Genomic DNA, 21,233 nt, shown 5'->3' with positions numbered 1-21,233 from the left:
GACCCAGGAGCACAGTATGACCGTAAAAGTTATCGTCACCGATATGGACGGAACTTTCCTTGATGATGCCAAGCAGTACGATCGTGACCGCTTCCAGGCACAGTTTGAGCAGCTTAAAGCCCGTAACATCGAATTTGTTGTCGCCAGCGGCAACCAGTATTACCAGCTCATCTCCTTTTTCCCGGAGCTGAAAGATCAGATCTCCTTCGTCGCGGAAAACGGCGCGCTGGTGTTCGACCACGGCGAACAGATTTTCCACGGTGAGCTAACGCGTCATGAGTCGCAGATCGTCATTGGTGAACTACTGAAAGACAAAGGGCTGAATTTTGTGGCCTGCGGGCTGGAGAGCGCGTACGTCAGCGATAAGGCTCCAGAAGCGTTCGTGAAGCTGATGTCGAAACACTACCATCGCTTAAAACCCATCAGCGATTACCGCGACATTGACGACGTGCTGTTTAAATTCTCCCTGAACCTGCCGGACAGCGATATCCCGAACCTGGTCGATAAACTGCATGTCTCCCTGGACGGCATCATGAAGCCGGTTACCAGCGGCTTCGGTTTTGTCGATTTGATTATCCCGGGCCTGCACAAAGCCAACGGCATCAGTCGTCTGCTGAAACGCTGGAAAGTCTCCCCGCAGGCGTGCGTGGGCATTGGCGACAGCGGCAACGATGCGGAAATGCTGAAGCTGGTGAAATATTCATTTGCGATGGGCAATGCGGCGGAAAGCATTCAAGCGGTCAGCCGTTACACTACCGACGATAACAACCATCAGGGCGCGCTGAATGTGATTCAGGCCGTGCTCGACGCCCACTCCCCGTTCGACGTCTGATCCCCTACCTGCCGGAGCCTCGCTCCGGCCCCTTCACTCTTTTTCCATCCTGTGGCGCCCGTCAAGGTTTTAAACTTGCATTAACTTATTTTTAACTTAAAGTATCACTTGTAGACACTTTTACTTTCGAATGAAAGATGCGAGGCAGTTATGACCTTTACCAGCGAAACGTTGCCAGCGGACCACAAAGCGGCAATTCGTCAGATGAAACGCGCGCTATGGGCCCAGATCGGTGACGTGCAGGCAGTGTTCGACCGGCTTAGCGACAAAATCGCCGCCCGCGTGGCGGAAATTAACGCCCTTAAAAATAAAGGTGAATCCGTATGGCCGGTAATCCCCTTTACGGATGTGAAAAACGGTACGATCACCGCCGAACAGCGCGAAGCGGTTAAACGTCGCGGCTGCGCGGTGATCAAAAGCCACTTCCCGCGCGAGCAGGCGCTGGCATGGGATCAATCGATGCTCGACTACCTCGATCTGAATAAGTTTGACGAGGTTTACAAAGGACCCGGCGATAACTTCTTCGGCACCTTAACGGCCTCTCGCCCGGAGATTTATCCGATCTACTGGTCTCAGGCGCAAATGCAGGCGCGCCAGAGTGAAGAGATGGCACAGGTACAGTCGTTCCTGAACCGTTTATGGACATTTGAGAGCAACGGTAAGCAGTGGTTCGACCCGGACGTGAGCGTAATTTATCCGGACCGCATTCGCCGCCGCCCGCCAGGAACAACCTCGAAAGGACTTGGCGCACACACCGATTCCGGCGCGCTGGAGCGCTGGCTGCTGCCCGCTTATCAGCAGGTCTTTGCCCGCGTGTTTGACGGCAACGTTGAGAAATACGATCCGTGGAATGCTGCGCACCGTACCGAGGTGGAAGAGTACACGGTGGATAACACCACCAAATGCTCCGTGTTCCGCACCTTCCAGGGCTGGACGGCACTGTCGGACATGATCCCCGGCCAGGGGCTGCTGCACGTGGTGCCGATCCCGGAAGCGATGGCTTACATTCTGCTGCGTCCGCTGCTGGACGACGTGCCGGAAGACGAACTGTGCGGCGTGGCGCCGGGGCGCGTGCTGCCGATTTCTGAGAAGTGGCATCCGCTGCTCATCGAAGCGTTGACCAGCATTCCCGCGCTGGAAGCCGGTGATTCTGTCTGGTGGCACTGCGATGTGATCCACTCGGTCGCGCCGGTGGAAAACCAACAGGGCTGGGGCAACGTGATGTATATTCCTGCCGCGCCGATGTGCGAGAAAAACCTCGCCTACGCGAAAAAGGTCAAGGAAGCGCTGGAAACCGGCGCGTCACCGGGAGATTTCCCGCGCGAGGATTATGAGAAAATCTGGCAGGACCGTTTCACCGTGAACGATCTGAACATCCACGGCAAGCGCGCGCTGGGCATGGCTTAACTGTCGTAAAGCCCTTCCCGCTCAACGGCGGTGCGTCGTTTTCCCTGACGTATCCGCCGTACCGATTCCCGCACGGCCAGCGTGCCGTTCAGCAGCAACGTACCCACCGGCGCGTCCGGGCGCATCAGCCGCTGCTGGAGCATATATACCGCTTCTGTTCCCAGCTCATCGCGCGGGACATGCACCGCCGTCAGAGGCACATCCTGAATCGCCGCGAGATTAAAGCCGTCGATGCTCATCACCGAGACATCCTGCGGCACGCGCAGACCGTGTTTTTGCAGGGCGCTGATGGTCCCCGCCGCCATAAAGTCGCCGCCCACCAGGAACGCCGTCGGCAGATCTTTCCCTTTTTGCTGGTGAAGCCACTCACTCACCAGCTGCTCCGTCTCTTTGGCGCTAAAGCTTGGCACCATCAGCAGATCGCGCCGGTCGCTAAACCTGAGGTTATGGCCGTGCCACGCGTCGCGGATCCCCGACAGGCGCAGCTCCATGGTATAGCGACGCAAACACAGCACATTCATCACCTCCCGGTGCCCCATCTCGAACAGGTACTCCGCCGCCCGCTCGCCAATGGCGCGGTGATCCGGCGCGACGGCGGGCAGGCGCATGTGGCGGTCCCGGCAGTTAATCAGCATGCAGGGTTTGCCCACGTCTACCGCCAGATCGTGGATATGCGGATCGTCGATACCGAGGAGGATCGCCGCCTGGGTGTCCACTTCGTTCATGCGGGCCAGAAACAGCTGGGCGTCGCTGTCGTTCTCCTCCAGCGCACAGTAACGCAGGCGAACCTCGTGCGAGGCCAGCCCTTTGCTCACGCTCTGGATGACGCGGTAGTAAAAGATGTCAGACCGCTCGTCAAACGCCCGCTGCGGGGCAAACACCATCAGGCTGTTAAGCAACAGACGCCCCGCCGCCATGCCCTCCATTACCCCCAGCTCCCGCGCGCATGCCAGCACCGTTGCCCGTGCTTTTTCGCTGGTGTTTGCCTTCCCCGCCAGCACGCGGGAAACGGTGCTGATGGAGAGCCGGGTACGGGCGGCGATTTCGGTGATTTTAAGCCTTTTATCCATTTTGTGATCTGGCTCCGGATGTGAAATGAAAAAATTTTCACAACATCTTTATCAGGTAATAACTTGCGAGAAGGCCATAATGCCGAAAATTAAACCTCGGTTATGAGAAAGTTTGCACAAAATCCACTATTTCCTGCTCAATTTCTCTCTTAAGGTGAACCTGTCACACAACTTCCATACTAGTTGTATAGCAGCTTAGCACTCTAAAACAGATAACTTTCAAACGCCTGACGCTGTGTGACACCTGAACCTTTGTCCCTTACCGTCCGTCTTGTGGAGAAGAAAATGAGTCAGGACATCAACAACACCGTTGCGACAAGCAAAACCCGTCGCGTCATTAAGAATCTGCGCTGGTACGTACTGGTGCTGTTTCTTCTTGGCGTGACCGTAAACTACATCACCCGTAACTCGTTAGGTATTCTCGCCCCCGAGCTGAAAGAGAGCCTCGGTATCACCACCGAGCAATACTCGTGGATCGTCGGCGCGTTCCAGATCGCCTATACCATTTTCCAGCCCCTTTGCGGCTGGCTGATTGACGTTATCGGCCTCAAGATTGGCTTTATGGTCTGCGCCGGGATTTGGGCGCTGATGTGTATCTTCCACGCAGGTGCCGGGAGCTGGCTGCATCTCGCGATCCTGCGCTTCTTTATGGGCGCGTCCGAAGCCGCCGCCACGCCAGCGAACGCCAAAACCATCGGTGAATGGTTCCCGAAATCAGAGCGTCCTGTTGCCGCCGGTTGGGCGGGCGTGGGCTTCTCCATCGGTGCGATGCTGGCTCCGCCAATCATTTACTTCGCTCATGCGTCGTTCGGCTGGCAGGGTGCGTTTATGTTTACCGGCGTGCTGGCGCTGCTGTGGGTGATCCTATGGTGGATCTTCTATCACAACCCGGAGCAGCACCCGAACCTGAGCCGCGACGAGCTGGCGTTTATCAAACAGGATAACGAACCCGCACCGGTCAGGCTGCCCTTTCTGACCGCGCTGAAAACCGTCTCGAAGAACAAACGGTTCTACGGTATCGCCATTCCGGCCTTTATGGCGGAACCCGCCTGGGCGGTGCTGAGCTTCTGGGTGCCGCTGTACCTCGCCAAAGAGCACGGCATGGATTTGAAACAGATCGCGATGTTCGCCTGGCTGCCGTTCCTCGCCGCCGACCTCGGCAGCGTGGCGAGTGGCTACCTCACCCGGCTTTATACCCGCTGGTTCGGCTGCACCCGCGTCAACTCGGTGGTGGCAAGTTCAGTGACCGGCGCGTTTCTGATGATTTCTCTGGCCGTTGTGGCCGTGACCCGCGACCCGTATATCACCATCGTGCTGATCTCCATCGGCGGTTTCGGCCACCAGATTATCTCCTGCATGCTGAGCGCGCTGGTCGTGGAGTCGTTCGACAAGGGCCAGATGGCGACGGTTAACGGCATGCGCGGCTCGGCGGCGTGGATCGCCAGCTTCCTGTTCTCCCTTTTGATTGGGGTGACCGCCGACAAAATCGGCTTCAACCCGCTCTTTATCGCCATGGGCTTCTTTGACCTGATTGGCGCTTTCTTCCTGGTGGCATTTATTGCTGAACGTCGCGCCAAGCGCGCCTGATAGTGGATGTATTGCATATGAAAACCCTGAAAAACTGGACCATCGATACGCAGTCAGCGAATCATCTGGAACTGCTGGTGGATAACCAGCACCGTCTGTGCCTGTATGTGCTGGAAGAGAATCTGTTCCGCGTGCTGATCAAGCGTAAAGGCCAGCTGGCGCTGGACCGCACCTGGAGCATCGCGCCGGAACAAGACGTACCGTGGGAAGGCCGCCGTCGTGACGATGTCAGCGGCTTCACCTGCCCGGCCTGGACACTGACGCAGCAGGGCGATGCGTTAACCGTAGCGACCGAAGAGCTGCGCGTCACCGTCCACCAGCCCCTGTGGCTGGAGTGGCACTACCGCAATGAGGCGGGCGAGTGGCAGCCGTTGGTCAATGACCGCCCGACCAGCGCCTACCTGCTGAACGCCCACGGTGACGGCGTGGCGCACTATCTCAGCCGTCGCAAGGATGAACGTTTTTACGGTCTGGGTGAGAAAGCGGGTGATTTACAGCGTAACGGCAAACGCTATGAGATGCGTAACCTGGACGCGATGGGCTATAACGCCGCCAGCACCGATCCGCTTTACAAGCACATCCCGTTCACCCTCACCCGTCGCGATGACGTGAGCTACGGCCTGTTCTACGATAACCTGAGCAGCTGCTGGCTGGATCTGGGTAACGAGATCGACAACTATCACACCGCCTACCGCCGCTGGCAGGCGGAAGCGGGCGATATTGACTACTACCTCTTCACCGGCAAGCGCGTGCTGGACGTGACGAAAACCTTCGTGCGCCTGACGGGGAAAACGCTGTTCGGACCGAAGTGGAGCCTGGGCTACAGCGGCTCAACCATGCATTACACCGACGCGCCGGACGCGCAGGACCAGCTGATGAACTTCATCCGCCTGTGCGATGAGCATGCCATTCCGTGCGACTCGTTCCAGCTCTCCTCCGGCTATACCTCGATTAACGGCAAGCGCTACGTCTTTAACTGGAACTACGACAAAGTGCCGCAGCCGAAGGTGATGAGCCAGGCGTTCCACGACGCGGGGCTGCGGCTTGCGGCAAACATCAAGCCGTGTCTGTTGCAGGATCATCCCCGCTACGGCGAAGTGGCGGAACGCGGCCTGTTCATTCGCGATTCAGAAACCGATGCGCCTGAACGTTCCAGCTTCTGGGATGACGAAGGATCGCATCTCGACTTCACCAACCCGCAGACGGTGCAGTGGTGGCAGAACGGCGTGACCACGCAGCTGCTGGAGATGGGCATCGACTCCACCTGGAACGACAACAACGAGTATGAAGTGTGGGACGGGGAAGCGCGCTGCTATGGCTTCGGCCAGGAGATCGCCATCAAGCATATTCGCCCGGTGATGCCGCTGCTGATGATGCGCGCCTCGCTGGAAGCACAGCAGCGCTTTGCGCCGGATAAACGTCCGTATCTGATCTCCCGCTCCGGCTGTGCCGGAATGCAGCGCTACGTTCAGACCTGGAGCGGCGACAACCGTACCAACTGGGACACCCTGCGCTACAACATCCGCATGGGCCTGGGCATGAGCCTGTCCGGACTGTTCAACGTCGGTCACGACGTCGGCGGTTTCTCCGGCGACAAGCCGGATGCCGAGCTGTTCGTGCGCTGGGTACAGAACGGCGTGATGCATCCGCGCTTTACCATCCACTCGTGGAATGACGATCGCACCGTGAACGAACCGTGGATGTACCCGGGCGTGACCCCTGCGATTCGCAGCGCCATTGAACTGCGCTATCGCCTGCTGCCGTATCTCTACACCCTGCTCTGGCAGGCGCACGCCGACGACGAGCCGATGCTGCGCCCGACCTTCCTCGATCATGAACACGATGCGCAGACCTTTGAAGAGTGCGACGACTTCCTGCTGGGCCGTGACCTGCTGGTGGCCAGCGTCGTCGAAGCCGGGCAGCGCGAGCGCCGCGTCTGGCTGCCGGATAACGAAACCGGCTGGTACGATTTTTACACCCACACGTGGTATGCGGGCGGGCAATCGATCGTCCTTGATGCGCCGCTGGAAAAGCTGCCGCTTCTGGTGCGCGCAGGGGCCGGTTTGCCGCTCAGCGAACGCATCCGTCACGTGAGCGCCGATAAAGACGATACCCGTGAGCTAAAACTGTTCCCGGTGAAAGGCGTCGGCACCACCTCCGGGCTGCTGTTTGAGGATGACGGCGAAAGCTGGGGCTACCTGAACGGCAATGCGCTGTGGGTGGAATGGGAGATGGTGTGCGACGGCGCAAGTATCAACCTGAAGGTGAATGCGCGCGGCGACTATCGTCCGGCATGGAAGGCACTGAAGGTGTCATTACCGACGGGGGAAAAACGTACGCTGCGGGTGAACGGGGTTGAAGTGGGCGAGTGGGTGGTTTAGTGCGGCCTGATGCCCTCACCCTAACCCTCTCCTACAGGGAGAGGGGATAGAACGTAGGCCGGGTAAGGCGAAGCCGCCACCCGGCTATTTTTTTAACTCTCGATACCTTTACTGCGCAGGTAATCTTCGTAGTTACCGGTGAAGTCCACCACGCGCTCTGGCGTGATTTCGATCACGCGGGTCGCCAGGGAGCTGACGAACTCACGGTCGTGAGAGACGAAGATTAGGGTGCCCTGATACATCTCCAGCGCCATGTTCAGGGATTCGATCGATTCCATATCCAGGTGGTTGGTTGGTTCGTCCATCACCAGGATATTCGGTTTTTCCATCATCAGCTTGCCGAACAGCATACGGCCCTTTTCACCACCGGAGAGCACTTTGGCGGGCTTTTTGATGTCGTCCTGGCTGAACAGCAGACGCCCCAGAATGCTGCGTACCGCCTGCTCGTCGTCGCCTTCCTGCTTCCACTGGCTCATCCAGTCGAAGACGGTCAGATCGTTTTCGAACTCATATTCATGGTCCTGCGCGTAGTAACCAATCTGCGCGTTTTCAGACCATTTCACGGTACCGTTATCCGGTTGCATTTCGCCCACCAGAGTTTTCAGCATAGTGGATTTACCCACGCCGTTGGCACCCAGGATAGCAATCTTCTCGCCCACTTCCAGCAGCAGGTTGAAGTTTTTGAACAGCGGGCCTTCATCGAAGCCTTTGGTGAGGGCTTCCACTTCCAGCGCGTTACGGAACAGCTTCTTGTCCTGCTCGAAGCGAATGAACGGGTTCTGACGGCTGGAGGCTTTTACCTCTTCCAGCTTGATTTTGTCGATCTGACGGGCACGCGACGTTGCCTGGCGCGATTTAGAGGCGTTAGCGCTGAAGCGGCTCACGAAGGATTGCAGGTCCGCAATCTGCGCTTTCTTCTTGGCGTTGTCGGCAAGCAGACGTTCACGCGCCTGGGTTGCCGCCGTCATGTACTCATCGTAGTTGCCCGGATAAACGCGCAGCTCGCCGTAATCCAGATCCGCCATGTGGGTACACACCATGTTCAGGAAGTGACGGTCGTGCGAGATGATGATCATGGTGCTGTCGCGATCGTTCAGCGTCTGCTCCAGCCAGCGGATGGTGTCGATGTCCAGGTTGTTGGTCGGTTCGTCGAGCAGCAGGATGTCTGGATTAGAGAACAGCGCCTGCGCCAGCAGCACACGCAGCTTCCAGCCTGGCGCAACTTCGCTCATCGGACCATAGTGCTGTTCAACAGGAATGCCGACGCCCAGCAGCAGTTCGCCCGCACGCGCTTCCGCAGAGTAGCCGTCCATTTCGCCATATTGCGTTTCCAGGTCGGCCACTTTGTAACCGTCTTCTTCGCTCATCTCAGCGAGACCGTAGATACGATCGCGCTCCTGCTTCACTTCCCACAGCTCCGCATGCCCCATGATCACGGTGTCGAGCACGGTGAACTCTTCGAAGGCGAACTGATCCTGACGCAGCTTACCGATACGCTCGTTCGGGTCGAGCGACACGTTGCCCAGCGTCGGCTCCAGGTCACCGCCGAGGATCTTCATAAAGGTGGATTTTCCGCTACCGTTGGCACCAATCAGGCCGTAACGGTTGCCGCCGCCAAATTTGACGGAAATATTTTCGAACAGCGGCTTACTGCCAAACTGCATAGTGACGTTGCTGGTAACTAACACGGAGAGATTCCTGCGAAAAGTGTGATAAACGCGGCATTATGCCACAATTCCGAATTGAGATCCTGTGTTGCGGTAATCCACTAAACTTTAACAAAATCAAAAAAAATGTGATTTCGTACACATCTGAATTCCCAGTTAACGGGAATGCACATATAATGCGCTCCCATTACAGATTCAGACTTCTCAACTCATCGCCAGAATGGCTTAGATACCTCGCATAACATGAACATGAAATTAACAACGCTTTTTGCGGCGGCGTTAGCCGTAGTAGGTTTTTGTAAGACCGCGTCTGCGGTGACGTATCCCCTGCCGACAGACGGAAGCCGTCTGGTGGGTGAAAACCAGGTGGTGACGGTTCCGGAAGGTAACACTCAGCCGCTGGAATACTTCGCGGCGCAGTATCAGCTCGGCCTGTCTAACATGCTGGAAGCGAACCCGGGCGTTGACCCGTATCTGCCGAAAGCGGGTACCGTACTCAACATTCCACAGCAGCTGATCCTGCCGGATACCGTGCACGAAGGTATCGTGATTAACAGCGCCGAAATGCGTCTGTATTACTACCCGAAAGGCACCAACACCGTGATCGTGCTGCCTATCGGTATCGGTCAGCTGGGTAAAGACACCCCGCTGAACTGGACCACCAAAGTGGAGCGTAAGAAAGCGGGCCCAACCTGGACGCCGACCGCCAAAATGCACGCTGAGTACATTGCTGCCGGTGAACCGCTGCCGGCCGTTGTGCCTGCTGGCCCGGATAACCCGATGGGTCTGTACGCGCTGTACATTGGTCGTCTGTATGCCATCCACGGTACTAACGCCAACTTCGGTATCGGCCTGCGCGTAAGCCACGGCTGCGTACGTCTGCGTAATGAAGACATCAAATTCCTGTTCGATAACGTGCCGGTCGGTACGCGCGTGCAGTTCATTAACGAACCGGTGAAAGCGACGTCAGAGCCGGACGGCAGCCGTTACATTGAAGTGCATAACCCGCTGTCCACCAGCGAAGATCAGATCAACAACAACGAAATCGTACCGATTAAGCTGACCAGCGCGGTGCAGTCCGTTACCTCTCAGGCGGATGTTGACACGACCATCGTTGACCAGGCGATTCAGAACCGTTCCGGTATGCCGGTGCGTTTGAACTAATCGCGAGCACGAACAAAGCGGGCCTCGAGGCCCGCTTTTTTTTATCCGTTATTCACAATTACGATGCCGCCATGATCATAGCGATAGTGACAATGGGCGTACTCCAGCGGCGTACCATCTTCCAGATAGATCACCTGCTCGACCTCCAGCACCGGGTCGGTTGGCTCACAGACCAGATGCTGCATATCCAGCGCACTGGGCTTCAGCGCCCGCACCACACGATACGATCCCATGATCTTCAGCCCCAGCGTCTCCTGCACATACCGGAATACCGAACTTTCAAGATGGGTTTTGTTCAGCCCGGGCACCAGATTGAGCGGCATCACCGTGGCGTCCAGGGACATCGGCTCACCGTTGAGTAAACGCAGACGGATGAAGTCATAGATTGGCGTATCCGGATTTATCATCAGCGAGGCCTGCTCTTTCTCGTTCGGGAAGCGAAGTTCGAAGTGCACCACCTGGCTCGTCACCGTGCCTAAATGTTCCCAGGTTTTGGTCGCCCCAAAGTAGTCGCTGCCGGAGAGATCCCACTGGGAAAGCTGGAGGAAATTTTTGCGGATAAACGTGCCCTGTCCCTGCCGGGTATAGACCAGCCCTTCTACGATCAGCTGACGCATCGCCTGCTGAATGGTCATCCGGCTGGTGCTGAATTCCGCCGCCAGCGCGAACTGGTCCGGCAACGGTTCATTGGCGGCGTACTGCTGGGTAATAATGCGTTTCTTAATTTCCCGCGCTATGGTGATGTACTTCGCCGCCATCTTCCTTCCTTAAATTAGTTTTCTGTCCCGCTGTTTTTCACGGCCACTCGCTCGGCCACCTTGAGGAAAGGCAGGTAGAAGAATACACCAAATACGATGATTGCCAACTGCACCACCACCGCCCGCCAGTCCCCCGCCGTCGCCAGCCAGGCGCTGAGGATCGGCGGCGTGGTCCACGGGATCATCACCACGCAGCGCGACATCAGACCCAGCGTGGTACAGAGCCACGCAAAGTAAATCCCGATGGCGGGCAGCAGCACAAACGGGATCATCAGCGGCAGGTTAAAGACAATCGGCAGGCCGAAAATCACCGGCTCGTTGATGTTGAACAGACCCGGCGCCAGTGACAGACGCGCCACCTGCTTCGCTGATTTCTGTCTTGAGAAGATGAAGATAGCGATCAGCAATGAGATAGTGCTGCCCGTCCCGCCCACCATGCCAAAGGTCGGCACAAAAATGTTGTTGATGATGTGTGGGATCGGCTGGCCGTTGGCAAAGGCCAGCATGTTCTCGTTGGTGTTGATCAGCAGAAACGGCTCCAGCACCACGCTGTTGACTACCGACTGATGAATACCGAGCGTGAACAGGAAGTTACCGAAGCTGTAAATGAAGATCGTCCCGGGCAGACTGGTGTTGATCAGCCGCAGCGGCTGCTGAATGAATGTCGTAATGAGATGGATCAGATCCGTATGCAGCACGTTCGCCAGTATGGCCGCCAGCACCGCAAACAGGGAGAGCGTAAGGATTGTCGGGATCAGCGCGGTAAAGGATTTGCTCACCGCCGGAGGCACGTTCTCCCCCAGCGAAATGTGCAGCGCCTTCAGCCGTGAAATGGCGATAAACAGCTCGGTTGAGAGCAGCCCAATCAGCACCCCGGCGAAAATCCCGGTGGAGCCGATATTGGCGAACGTCAGCACCTGGGTGACGTTCACCGTGGCGTCGCTGCCGACAGGCGTAATCTGTAAGCGCATCGGCATCATGATGATGAAGCTGCTGACGGCGATAACCACTGCCGAGACCGGATTGTCGAAATCTTTGTTGCGCGCCAGCGACCAGGCGATCATCGGTGCCAGCAGCAGCGCGGCGATGTTCAGCGTGCCGTTGATAATCGCCTCGCCCCACACCTTAAACTGCGTGAGCGTGTCGCCTTCCAGCACCCATGGAAACACGACGTTGTTCACCAGCACCGCCAGACCGGCGAGGATGAAAATCGGCATCACCGTGGCGAAAGCGTCCCGCAGGGATCGCAGGTGTACCTGGTTTGCCAGGCGCGCCGAGAACTCAACAAATTTATCGACAAAAGACTGCATGTGCGGTGTTATTTTTGTTTCAGACATAGCGGAGTATTCCCATCAATCAGTCACAAAAACGGCCCGGCAGCGTACGGCTTACATCTCGCGTCCGTTAGTATGGATAACCTGTTTTAACCACGCGTAGCTCTTCTTCGGCACGCGCTTAAGGTCTTTCAGGTCGTGATTTTCACGGTTGACGTAGACCACGCCGTAGCGCTTACGCATGTCACCCTGCGAGCTGAGAATGTCGATTAAGCCCCAGCCGAGGTAGCCCATTACCTCTGCCCCGTCCTCGAATATTGCCGCTTTCATCGCCTCGATGTGCGCCCGGTGGTAGTCGATGCGGTAGGTGTCCTCGATCGGGTTTACCCCGTCCCAGGACTCGATCACGCCGATGCCGTTTTCAATCGGGAATACCGGCATCCGCCAGTCGTTGGCATAGCGGGTGATGATGGTGCGAAAGCCCAGCGGGTCGATCTGCCAGTTCCACTCGGTGGCTTTCAGGTACGGGTTATTTTTCTCGCCATGCAGCAGGTAATGGTTCACCGGCGTGCCTTCCGGGATGGCATCGCTGTCCAGCGTTTTGCTGGCGTAATAGCTGAAGGCCAAAAAGTCGTTCTTCGTGCGCGCAAACAGCGCGAGATCGTCTGCGCGGTAGATATCACCGAAGCCCTCCTGCTCCACCACCGCCATCACCGCCGGGCTGTAGCCCTGTCCCGCGAAGACGCGCAGCAGGTTCTGGTTGAGGAATTCGTCGTACTGCTGGGCGCAGAAGATATCACGCGGTTTGCAGGTGGCCGGATAAATCAGCTGGTGCGCCAGCATGCCGCCCATCAGCTTGCCTGGCTTAGTCTGGTGCAGGTATTCGGTCAGAGTCATGTGCGCCACCATCGCATGGTGCTGAAGCTCATACAGCTCGCGCAGGGTTTGCTCGCCTTTCATGTAACCGGAAATGCGAAAAGCTTCCGGCATATGGAAAATGTTCTGCTCGTTGAAGGTCAGCCAGTACTTCACGCGATCGCCGTAGCAGTCGATCATCTTCTTGCCGTAGCGGATAAAGGCCTCCATCACCCGGCGGTCGTTGAAGCCGTTGTACTCCTGCGCCAGCGCCAGCGGCATATCGAAGTGGTAGAGGCAGACCATCGGCTCAATACCGCGGGCGAGCAGATCGTTAATAAAGCGGTCGTAAAACGCGATACCTTCGGCGTTGAACTCGCCGTCACCCTGCGGGCAGACGCGGCTCCAGGAGATCTGGAAGCGGTAGCAGTTCATGCCCAGATCCTGCATTAGATCGAAATCTTCCCGGTAGCGGTGATAGGAGTCGGTCGCCACTTTCCAGTCGGAGATGTTTTCTCCTGCTTCCCGAATGTCATATACCGACATCCCCTTCCCGCCCTCATTCCATGCCCCTTCCGTCTGCATGCTGGATACCGAGTTGCCCCATAAAAAGTTGGCTTGCAGTGATTTGTTCATGGTCTCTCCCTATATGACTAGTCATTTAAATTTCATGACTAGTCATATAGATCGAGATCAAACATCAGGCAAAGAGAAGGAGTATTTTTTGTGAGGTGGGTTGAAATAAAGACCAGAGATAGTAGCCCCGGTAGGCGAAGCGCCACCGGGGAAAAGGAAGGTTACTGCTGCGCGAGCTGACTACGACGGTATTCCCCCTGCCGCTCCAGCATCCAGCCTGGATATTCGCGCGGCAGCGCGCTGACGGCATCAAGCTGTTTAAGCTCGTCTTCGCTTAAGCGGATCCCGGTGGCGGCAATATTATCGTCCAGCTGATCGACGCGTTTCGCACCAATAATGACGCTGGTCACCGCTTTTTGATGCAGCAGCCATGCCAGCGCGATTTGCGCCACGGAGACGCCCTTACGCTCGGCAATGACGCGCATTACGTCCACGCAGTCGAAGGCGCGATCTTTATTCACCGGCGGGAAGTCAAATTCCAGACGGCGGCCTCCGGTTTCGCTCTGCCCGTCACGACCGTATTTTCCGCTCAGCAGGCCGCCCGCCAGCGGGCTCCAGACCATCAATCCGACGCCTTCGCTCTGCATCATCGGCACCAGCTCGCGCTCCAGGTCACGTCCGGCAATGGTGTAATACGCCTGCAACGATGCGAAACGCGCCAGCCCAAGACGTTCAGAAATACCGAGCGCTTTGGCAATCTGCCACGCAGTCCAGTTCGAGACGCCGATGTATCGCACGTGACCGTGCTGCACAAGGTTATCCAGTGCATAAAGCGTCTCCTCGATGGGGGTCGCGGGGTCGAAACCGTGCAGCTGATAGAGATCGATATGATCGAGCTGCAGGCGGCGCAGGCTCTCCTTTACGCTGTCGATAATGTGATAGCGCGAGCCGCCGCGTGAGTTCACTCCCGCCGTGCCCGTTTCACCAAACACCTTTGTGGCGACCACCACGTTTTCACGTGGAACGTTCAGGTTTTTCAGCGCCTGCCCGAGGATCTCCTCCGAGCGTCCTTCCGAATAGACGTCGGCAGTGTCGATAAAGTTGATGCCCGCGTCCAGCGCGCGGCCCACCAGCTGCTCGGCTTCGTTTTGCCTTAGCTGGCCAATCTTGCCCCACATGCCGCCCTCGCCGCCGAAGGTCATGGTGCCGAGGCAGAGTTCAGAAACAAACAGTCCGGTATTGCCCAGTTTTTGATAACGCATAACGCTTTCCTCGCATGTCGATTGGGTGTCTGTTAGTTATACCCGCCCCCCAGCCATCGCGAATGTGGCGTTCCTGTCCGTTTCTTGCCCAATCCTCTGAATCTATCCGCGCAGGGCATCGCCAAAGACGCTGTAGTCTGGCAGCTGAACCTGCTGATACGGCTCCCAGCCGCCGCCGAGGGCTTTGTAGAGCGCCACCAGGTCAAGCGCGCTCTGCACCTGCGCCTGCGCCCGCTGCTGTTCGGCCTGAGCGAGCTGACGCTGGGCGTCCAGCACGTCAATAAAACTGGCGATCCCCTGTCGGTAGCTGTCGCTGGCGAGATCAAAAGCGTTTTGCAGCGCGTCGATGGTTTTCGCCAGGCCCGCCTCACGCTGCTGGTCGGTGCGATAGCTCACCAGCGCGTTTTCAACGTCGCCGAGCGCCGTCAGCACCGTCTGACGATAGTCCAGCACCGCCGCCCCTTGCTGTGCGCGGGCCACCTTGACGCTGGAGACCAGCCGACCGCCCTGGAAGATGGGGATGGAGACCTGCGGACCGAAGCTGTAAAAGTGGCTGCTCCAGTCGGTCAGCCAGCCGGATTCGCTGTTACGCAGGCCAAACTGCCCGGAGAGGGTGAAGCTTGGGAACAGTTCGGCTACCGAGACGCCAATTTGCGCCGTAGCGGCATGGAGGTTCGCCTCAGCTTCGCGCACGTCCGGGCGACGACGCGCCAGCGTTGACGGAATGCCGGTTTGCACAATATCCGGCAACGCTGGCATCGGCTGCACGGATTGTAATTCGGCATCCAGCGCCCCCGGCGGTTTGCCGAGCAGGATGGCCAGCCCGTTCATCGCCTGGCGTTCCTGCGCCTGATACTGCGGCAATTGGGCTTCAAGATTGCCCAGCTGCGCCCGGGCGTTTTCTACGTCCATCTGCGGTGACAGCCCGCCCCGCTGGCGGCTTTCGGTCAGATCCAGCGTCTGCTGCGCGCTTTGAATTTGCGTATTAAGCGTGGCAATGATGCTCTGCGCCCCTCGCAGCTGTAGCCACGCCCGCGCCACTTCGGCTTCCAGCGAGACCAGCGCATCGTTACGCTGCTCGATCGCCGCCCGCTGCTGCGCCTCGGCCGCTTCTACCTGACGGCGCACCTTGCCCCACAGGTCGATTTCCCACTGAGCGTCGAAGCTGCCCTGATAGAGGTTAATCGGCTGCGTCAGCGGGCCTAACGCGCTTCGCAGCTGCGGATCGACATTATTCAGCTGGTCATACACGCCGTGGGATTTCAGCTCCCCTTCCAGCCCAAGCTGCTGGCGCGTCGCCTGCACATTGCCATTCACCGACGGGAAAAATGCCCCGCCGGCCTGGTTAATCTGTTCGCGCGCGCCGGCAATGCGCAATACCGTTTGCTGTAGCGTCAGATTTCCGGCGATGGCGCGTTCAATCAGGCTGTCGAGCTGCGGCGAGCCGAAGGTTTTCCACCAGCGCGGGTTGGTGGCGGCGGAGGACGTTTGTGATTTCACCGCGCCGTCGCCCTTATCGTTCCAGTGCGTGGTGGCGGGCGGTGCAGGCTGTTGGTAGTCCGGCCCGACGGCGCAGCCCACCAGCAGCATCATTATCATCAGGGGGTGTAAACGTCTGTGTATCATCAGTGTGCTCCTGCACTCCCCTCGCTCTTAACCGGCGAGAGCAACAAACAAAACGGAATCAGTAAGAAGGCCACCGCGCTCAGAATGGTGAAGACGTCGATGTAGGCCAGAAAGCGCGACTGCTCGATCATGGTCTGGTACATCCGCCCGGTGGCAATGCCGGTCGGATCGCCCACCTGAGTGGTGAAGTTCTGGATCGCCTGGGCGCTTTCGCGTATCGCCAGCTGGAACTGCTCATTAAACGGCGAAGCGTGGTAAGCCAGATGCGCGCTGTGCGCCTGTGAGCGCTCGGTGATCGCCGCCGTCGAGAGCGAAATCCCAATCGAGCCAGCCACGTTGCGGAACATGGTAAACAGCGCCGCCGCGTCGGCGTTAAGCCGCCTCGGGATCGAGATAAAGGCGATGGTGGTGAGGGGCACAAACAGGAACCCGAGTCCAATCGACTGGGCGCTGCGGAACAGCACCAGCGTTTCGAAATCGATATCCGGTGTCAGCGTCCGGGACCAGAAGAACGACACCGCCAGGCAGGTAAAGCCGAAGGCGATGATCCAGCGCGTCTGCACCACCGGCATCAGCTTCAGTACCAGCGGAATAGTCAGCACAATCAGCACCGCGCCGGGCGAGAGCACCAGCCCGGACCAGGTGGCGGTATAGCCCAAATCCTGCTGCGCCAGTTGCGGAATAACCACCGAACTGCCGTACAGGATCATCGCCATCCCCGCCATCAGCAGGCTGGAGATCGCAAAGTTGCGATCCTTCATACAGTGCAGATCCACCACCGGCTTTTTGGCATACATCAGCCAGTAGATCGCGCCGATAATGCCGACCAGCGTCAGTACCGCGAAGGTGCGGATAAAGTTCGAATAGAACCAGTCATCATCTTCGCCCCGGTCGAGCATCACCTGCAAACAGCCAAGTCCGAGAGCGATCAGGCCGATCCCCGTCCAGTCGACGGTGAGCTTCTCTTCCGACTTTTTCTCCCACGGCGGATCTTCCAGCAGCTGATAGATGGCCAGCACCGTCACAATCCCTACCGGAATATTGATAAAGAACACCCAGCGCCAGGAGTAGTTATCGGTGATCCAGCCTCCCAGCGTCGGGCCAAGGACCGGCGCGACGATAATGGCAATGGATGAAAGGCCAAAGGCTTTGCCCCTGTCCTCCGGCTTGAAGTAATCGAGCAGCACCGATTGCTGCGTGGGCTGCAACCCGCCGCCAAAAAAGCCCTGCATCACACGGAACAGGATGATTTGCCAAAGCTCGGTGGCGATGCCGCACAGGAACGAGCAGATGGTGAACATCACAATGCAGATCAGGAAGAACTGCTTGCGGCCAAACAGCCGGCTCAGGAAGGCCGAGATCGGCAGCACGATGCCGTTCGCCACCAGGTAGCTGGTGAGCACCCAGGTAGATTCGTCATAGCTGGCCGAGAGCGACCCCGCGACGTGGGGCAGCGCCACGTTGACGATGGTGGTGTCCAGAATTTCCATAAACACCGCCAGGGTGACCACAATCGCCACCGCCCACGGGTTACTGGCGGGCTTCCAGTTTTCGTGGCTGCTGTCCGTCATTCCACGGTGACCTTCGGTTCAACCGACAGCCCCAGCGGCAGCGGTTTGTTCGGATCCAGCCCCTTATCAATGACGATTTTCACCGGCACGCGCTGAACGATCTTCACAAAGTTACCGGTGGCGTTTTCCGACGGGAAGGCGGAGAAGCGCGAGCCGCTGCCCTGCTGGATGCTGTCAATATGGCCTTCGAGCGCCATATCCGGCCAGGCATCGACGGACACGGTCACTTTGTCGCCCGGCTTCATACGTTCAAGCTGCGACTCCTTGAAGTTCGCCACCACCCACACGTTCGGGGAAACCAGCGAGAACAGTGCCGTGCCTGCCTGCACCAGCGTACCAGGCTGGACGTTGCGTTTGGTGACAAAACCGTCGAACGGGGCGCGGACTTCGGTATAAGAGAGGTTCAGGTTGGCGGTTTCCAACTGCGCTCTGGCCTGATCGACCTGCCGTTCGCGGGCTTCGACGTTAGTCTCCTGCTGGCGGATTTGCAGCTGGACCTGCTCCGCCACCTCCAGCTGCGCCTGCGCGCTGGCCAGACCCGCCTGTGCACTCCGCAGTTGAGCGTTCGCGGCATCGATGCTTTGTTGTGTGGTCGCGCGGGGGTCAACGCCGCGCTGACGGCGGTACTCCGCCTGAGCGTTGGCCATATCCGCCTGGGCTTTCAGTACCTGGGCTTTGGCTTCATCGCGCTGGGCGGGATATTGCACCTTCGAGAGCGCCAGCTGCGCCTGCGCCTGATGCAACTGCGCAACCGCCAGCCCAAGCTGGGCCTGAGCCTGATCGCGCTGGGCGGTGGTATCACGCGGATCGATCACCACCAGCACATCCCCTTTCTTTACACGCTGGTTATCCCGCACGCGAAGTTCGGTAACGTAGCCTGCCGTTTTTGGGGCAATGGTCACTACGTCGCCGTCGGTGAAGGCGTCGTCGGTGGTCTCTTCGTTACGGGTTAAAAACCACCAGACCAGCGCCACGATCACCATCACGATGACCACGATGCCAAGGATAATTAACGGTTTTTTGCCCGGGCGCTTGCGCTCGTTATTGTTTTGATCCTGCTCGTCAGCAGGTGGATTTTGATCTTCTGCCATAGTTCAGCAACGGTCCTGTCAGTGAGCGGCATCACACTATGCCGTTCACTAAAGCTAGGACGTTGCTATACATTTGCCAGGAAAAACTGACAAATTGCGCACTATATGAGAAGGAATAGTCCGAAACCGACCGCCGCAGACCAGAGCAGCATCGGGATTGACCATAAATGGAAGCGCCACCAGATGCGGCGATCGTTGGCCATCCGCAGGGCGATGAGGTTGGCCAGCGAGCCGGGCAGCAGCCCAAAGCCGCCGACGTTGACCGCCCACGCCAGCAGAACCGTTGGGGGAACATAGTTAAGCAGCAAAATGGTGGACGGCACGTTACTGATCACCTGCGAGAGACCAATCGCCGTCAGCCATAGTCCCGGTTGCGACAGACCGCTGACGCTATGGAGAACGGTCTGCAATACCGGGAGCTGGATCAGCAGATGCACGTCAATAAACATCGCCATAAACACCAGCAGCAGCGTCCAGTCAACACTCACCAGCACCCGCCGGGCGAGGAACAGGAAGCCACACGCCACCAGCAGCGCGCCCGCCAGCGCCTGGTTTAACTCCAGCGCGGTAATGAAAACGATATACAGTCCCAGGCAGCTCCAGACGAGACGCGGCTGCCACTGGGGGCCGGTGGTACCGCTGTGGTACTGCAACGCTTTATTCGGGAAAGCAAACCAGCCCACCACCAGCAGCGTCGCCACGATCGCCAGCGCCAGCGGCGCCATCTGCCAGGTAAATGCGGTAAACGACAGGCCGGAGCGTCCCCACAGCAGAATGTTCTGCGGGTTACCGATCGGCGTGAGCAGCGAGCCTGCATTGACGGCCAGCGCTTCAAAGATAATCAGACGGGTAACCGGTATTTCGCACAGCTTACGCAGCGTGAGCGTAAGCGGCACCACGATAAACAGCGCTACGTCATTAGTGAGGAACGTCGACAGCAGCGCCGCCGAAAAGACCATGAACAGAGCCAGCTTGCGCTCGGTGGCGAAGCGGCGCACCATTTTGCGCCCCAGCACGTCAAAATAGCCGCTCAGCTCCACGCCTTTGGTGAGCATCATCAAACCGCTCAGGGTAATAATGGTGCGCCAGTCTATGGCCGCCGGCCAGGTGTGCGGCGTGAAGGGCACAAAGACGCTGAGCCCAACGCCAGTGATAAGTAAAAGATGGAAAAAACGATCGCGTTTCAGGGCCTGCAAGCCGGGGATGTTCATTCAGCGGCGGGGCCATATTTGAGCGTAAATTCGCGGAACTTCACCAGCGTCTCTTCGCTGACGTGGTGTTCCATACCTTCGGCATCCCGACGGGCAATTTCCGGGCTGACGCCCAGCACCAGTAAAAAATTCTCGACGATCTGATGGCGCTCGCGGCTCTCCTGCGCCAGCTTTTCGCCTTCAGCGGTGAGAAACACCCCGCGCCAGGGGATCATCTCGATCAGCCCGACCGACGCCAGACGTTTTAACATTTTGGCAACGGTTGGCTGCGACACCCCCAGGCGTGCGGCCATATCCACCTGGCGCGCTTCTCCAACTTCACGAATCAGATCGGAGATCAGTTCGACATAATCATCAATCAGCTCCCGGCGGTGCGCCTCACGCACCTGACGGAAGCCTTCCACATGCTCTTCAACGTTCACCAGTTGCGTCGTTTTTTTTGTTGTTGGCTTACCTGCGCGACGGTTCATTGTGCTTCCTCAATGGGTTGACGCTTCCAGCGCCCTGTAACGGAGCGCACATTGTAAACCATAGCTCTACAAGCACAAAAAATTAACGAATTAGCCATAGCTATACAATATAGCCTGTGCTATATCTGTATGTAATGCAGTCACCCTTCACGGATCGAAGGGATCATGAATCAGGAGGTCTTATGAATGAATTCAAGAGGTGTATGAACGTGTTTACTCACTCTCCTTTTAAAGTGCGTCTAATGCTGTTGAACATGCTGTGCGATATGTTTAACGCCAAACCGCATCAGGACGACAAATCTTCTCACTAAGCGGCGTCGCGGCACGCCGCTTCATTTTCCTGTCACACTTTCGTTGTAAACTCGCTTTTTCCTGATTATTTTTGCGGATTTGCAGCCCCCTTCGCAAAACATCTGTTTAGCAACTGTTGA

The 21,233-nt window shown here is 57.8% G+C and carries 17 protein-coding genes; 6 read left to right on the top strand and 11 right to left on the bottom strand.

Features of this window, described 5'->3' with window-relative positions:
- Positions 1–16: 16 nt before the first annotated feature.
- Both ACQG1K_RS07260 and ACQG1K_RS07255 read left to right on the top strand, forming a co-directional pair.
- Entirely contained in the window at positions 17–832 is an 816-nt protein-coding gene (locus ACQG1K_RS07260; RefSeq protein ID WP_032624595.1) for a Cof-type HAD-IIB family hydrolase, read from the top strand.
- 150 nt (positions 833–982) lie between these two features.
- The gene (locus ACQG1K_RS07255; RefSeq protein ID WP_367074666.1) at positions 983–2,239 is read left to right on the top strand and encodes a DUF1479 domain-containing protein; all 1,257 of its coding nucleotides are present in this window, start codon (positions 983–985) and stop codon (positions 2,237–2,239) included.
- On the opposite strand, the gene ACQG1K_RS07250 is transcribed toward ACQG1K_RS07255, so the two are convergent.
- Positions 2,236–3,309, bottom strand: coding sequence for a LacI family DNA-binding transcriptional regulator (locus ACQG1K_RS07250; protein WP_063850241.1), 1,074 nt, complete (start codon positions 3,307–3,309; stop codon positions 2,236–2,238). The genes ACQG1K_RS07255 and ACQG1K_RS07250 overlap by 4 nt on opposite strands.
- 285 nt (positions 3,310–3,594) lie before the next feature.
- On the opposite strand from ACQG1K_RS07250, the gene ACQG1K_RS07245 reads away from it, so the two are divergent.
- Together ACQG1K_RS07245 and ACQG1K_RS07240 are read left to right on the top strand one after the other, a co-directional pair.
- Positions 3,595–4,896 carry an MFS transporter gene (locus tag ACQG1K_RS07245; RefSeq protein ID WP_023299659.1) on the top strand — a complete coding sequence of 434 codons (1,302 nt, stop codon included), beginning with the start codon at positions 3,595–3,597 and terminating at the stop codon, positions 4,894–4,896.
- A gap of 17 nt (positions 4,897–4,913) precedes the next feature.
- On the top strand, positions 4,914–7,277 hold the full coding sequence (locus tag ACQG1K_RS07240) for a glycoside hydrolase family 31 protein (RefSeq protein WP_367074664.1): 2,364 nt from the start codon (positions 4,914–4,916) through the stop codon (positions 7,275–7,277).
- A gap of 92 nt (positions 7,278–7,369) precedes the next feature.
- Here ACQG1K_RS07240 and ACQG1K_RS07235 read toward each other — a convergent pair whose 3' ends face one another.
- Positions 7,370–8,965: an ABC-F family ATPase gene (locus tag ACQG1K_RS07235; RefSeq protein WP_022647534.1), complete on the bottom strand. Its 1,596-nt coding sequence runs from the start codon at positions 8,963–8,965 to the stop codon at positions 7,370–7,372.
- Between the two features lie 222 nt (positions 8,966–9,187).
- Here ACQG1K_RS07235 and ldtB point away from each other — a divergent pair, with 222 nt between their 5' ends.
- On the top strand, positions 9,188–10,108 hold the full coding sequence (ldtB, locus tag ACQG1K_RS07230) for a L,D-transpeptidase (protein WP_003858435.1): 921 nt from the start codon (positions 9,188–9,190) through the stop codon (positions 10,106–10,108).
- Between the two features lie 41 nt (positions 10,109–10,149).
- Here the strand turns inward: ldtB and ACQG1K_RS07225 are convergent, their stop codons facing one another.
- From ACQG1K_RS07225 to mntR, 9 genes are all read right to left on the bottom strand, one after another.
- On the bottom strand, positions 10,150–10,866 hold the full coding sequence (locus tag ACQG1K_RS07225) for a GntR family transcriptional regulator (RefSeq protein WP_015571043.1): 717 nt from the start codon (positions 10,864–10,866) through the stop codon (positions 10,150–10,152).
- Between the two features lie 14 nt (positions 10,867–10,880).
- Positions 10,881–12,203: a PTS sugar transporter subunit IIC gene (locus tag ACQG1K_RS07220; RefSeq protein WP_023299655.1), complete on the bottom strand. Its 1,323-nt coding sequence runs from the start codon at positions 12,201–12,203 to the stop codon at positions 10,881–10,883.
- 51 nt (positions 12,204–12,254) lie between these two features.
- Positions 12,255–13,631, bottom strand: a complete 1,377-nt coding sequence (locus ACQG1K_RS07215; protein ID WP_063148408.1) for a glycoside hydrolase family 1 protein — start codon at positions 13,629–13,631, stop codon at positions 12,255–12,257.
- A gap of 161 nt (positions 13,632–13,792) precedes the next feature.
- A complete protein-coding gene (locus tag ACQG1K_RS07210) occupies positions 13,793–14,833 on the bottom strand; it encodes an aldo/keto reductase (RefSeq protein WP_063152790.1) in 1,041 nt (346 codons plus the stop codon).
- 102 nt (positions 14,834–14,935) lie between these two features.
- Positions 14,936–16,459 (bottom strand): efflux transporter outer membrane subunit, encoded by a 1,524-nt coding sequence (locus ACQG1K_RS07205; RefSeq protein WP_426720888.1) that lies wholly within the window; start codon positions 16,457–16,459, stop codon positions 14,936–14,938.
- Complete coding sequence (locus tag ACQG1K_RS07200; RefSeq protein WP_022647529.1) at positions 16,459–18,030, bottom strand: DHA2 family efflux MFS transporter permease subunit; 1,572 nt, start codon at positions 18,028–18,030, stop codon at positions 16,459–16,461. The genes ACQG1K_RS07205 and ACQG1K_RS07200 overlap by 1 nt, the downstream gene beginning before the upstream one ends.
- Positions 18,027–19,121, bottom strand: a complete 1,095-nt coding sequence (locus ACQG1K_RS07195; protein ID WP_022647528.1) for an HlyD family secretion protein — start codon at positions 19,119–19,121, stop codon at positions 18,027–18,029. The genes ACQG1K_RS07200 and ACQG1K_RS07195 overlap by 4 nt, the downstream gene beginning before the upstream one ends.
- A 101-nt stretch (positions 19,122–19,222) precedes the next feature.
- Positions 19,223–20,332 carry an anion transporter gene (locus ACQG1K_RS07190; RefSeq protein ID WP_063138204.1) on the bottom strand — a complete coding sequence of 370 codons (1,110 nt, stop codon included), beginning with the start codon at positions 20,330–20,332 and terminating at the stop codon, positions 19,223–19,225.
- Positions 20,329–20,802, bottom strand: coding sequence for a manganese-binding transcriptional regulator MntR (gene mntR, locus ACQG1K_RS07185; RefSeq protein WP_022647526.1), 474 nt, complete (start codon positions 20,800–20,802; stop codon positions 20,329–20,331). Before mntR ends, ACQG1K_RS07190 begins: the two co-directional genes overlap by 4 nt.
- 182 nt (positions 20,803–20,984) lie before the next feature.
- On the opposite strand from mntR, the gene mntS reads away from it, so the two are divergent.
- Positions 20,985–21,113 carry a manganase accumulation protein MntS gene (mntS, locus tag ACQG1K_RS07180; protein WP_022647525.1) on the top strand — a complete coding sequence of 43 codons (129 nt, stop codon included), beginning with the start codon at positions 20,985–20,987 and terminating at the stop codon, positions 21,111–21,113.
- The last annotated feature ends 120 nt before the right edge of the window (positions 21,114–21,233 follow it).

The sequence above is a fragment of the Enterobacter cloacae complex sp. 402C9 genome (assembly GCF_050030745.1).
Classification (GTDB): domain Bacteria; phylum Pseudomonadota; class Gammaproteobacteria; order Enterobacterales; family Enterobacteriaceae; genus Enterobacter; species Enterobacter intestinihominis.
This window is presented reverse-complemented; position numbering and strand designations above follow the sequence as displayed.

Bases quoted from the DNA above. Each gene is read 5' to 3' on its own strand.
- ACQG1K_RS07190 (WP_063138204.1), bottom strand. From the start codon at position 20,332: ATGAACATCCCCGGCTTGCAGGCCCTGAAACGCGATCGTTTTTTCCAT.
- ldtB (WP_003858435.1), top strand. From the start codon at position 9,188: ATGAACATGAAATTAACAACGCTTTTTGCGGCGGCGTTAGCCGTAGTA.
- ACQG1K_RS07200 (WP_022647529.1), bottom strand. From the start codon at position 18,030: ATGACGGACAGCAGCCACGAAAACTGGAAGCCCGCCAGTAACCCGTGG.
- ACQG1K_RS07240 (WP_367074664.1), top strand. From the start codon at position 4,914: ATGAAAACCCTGAAAAACTGGACCATCGATACGCAGTCAGCGAATCAT.
- ACQG1K_RS07220 (WP_023299655.1), bottom strand. From the start codon at position 12,203: ATGTCTGAAACAAAAATAACACCGCACATGCAGTCTTTTGTCGATAAA.
- ACQG1K_RS07225 (WP_015571043.1), bottom strand. From the start codon at position 10,866: ATGGCGGCGAAGTACATCACCATAGCGCGGGAAATTAAGAAACGCATT.
- ACQG1K_RS07210 (WP_063152790.1), bottom strand. From the start codon at position 14,833: ATGCGTTATCAAAAACTGGGCAATACCGGACTGTTTGTTTCTGAACTC.
- mntR (WP_022647526.1), bottom strand. From the start codon at position 20,802: ATGAACCGTCGCGCAGGTAAGCCAACAACAAAAAAAACGACGCAACTG.
- ACQG1K_RS07245 (WP_023299659.1), top strand. From the start codon at position 3,595: ATGAGTCAGGACATCAACAACACCGTTGCGACAAGCAAAACCCGTCGC.
- ACQG1K_RS07255 (WP_367074666.1), top strand. From the start codon at position 983: ATGACCTTTACCAGCGAAACGTTGCCAGCGGACCACAAAGCGGCAATT.
- mntS (WP_022647525.1), top strand. From the start codon at position 20,985: ATGAATGAATTCAAGAGGTGTATGAACGTGTTTACTCACTCTCCTTTT.
- ACQG1K_RS07260 (WP_032624595.1), top strand. From the start codon at position 17: ATGACCGTAAAAGTTATCGTCACCGATATGGACGGAACTTTCCTTGAT.
- ACQG1K_RS07215 (WP_063148408.1), bottom strand. From the start codon at position 13,631: ATGAACAAATCACTGCAAGCCAACTTTTTATGGGGCAACTCGGTATCC.
- ACQG1K_RS07195 (WP_022647528.1), bottom strand. From the start codon at position 19,121: ATGGCAGAAGATCAAAATCCACCTGCTGACGAGCAGGATCAAAACAAT.
- ACQG1K_RS07250 (WP_063850241.1), bottom strand. From the start codon at position 3,309: ATGGATAAAAGGCTTAAAATCACCGAAATCGCCGCCCGTACCCGGCTC.
- ACQG1K_RS07205 (WP_426720888.1), bottom strand. From the start codon at position 16,459: ATGATACACAGACGTTTACACCCCCTGATGATAATGATGCTGCTGGTG.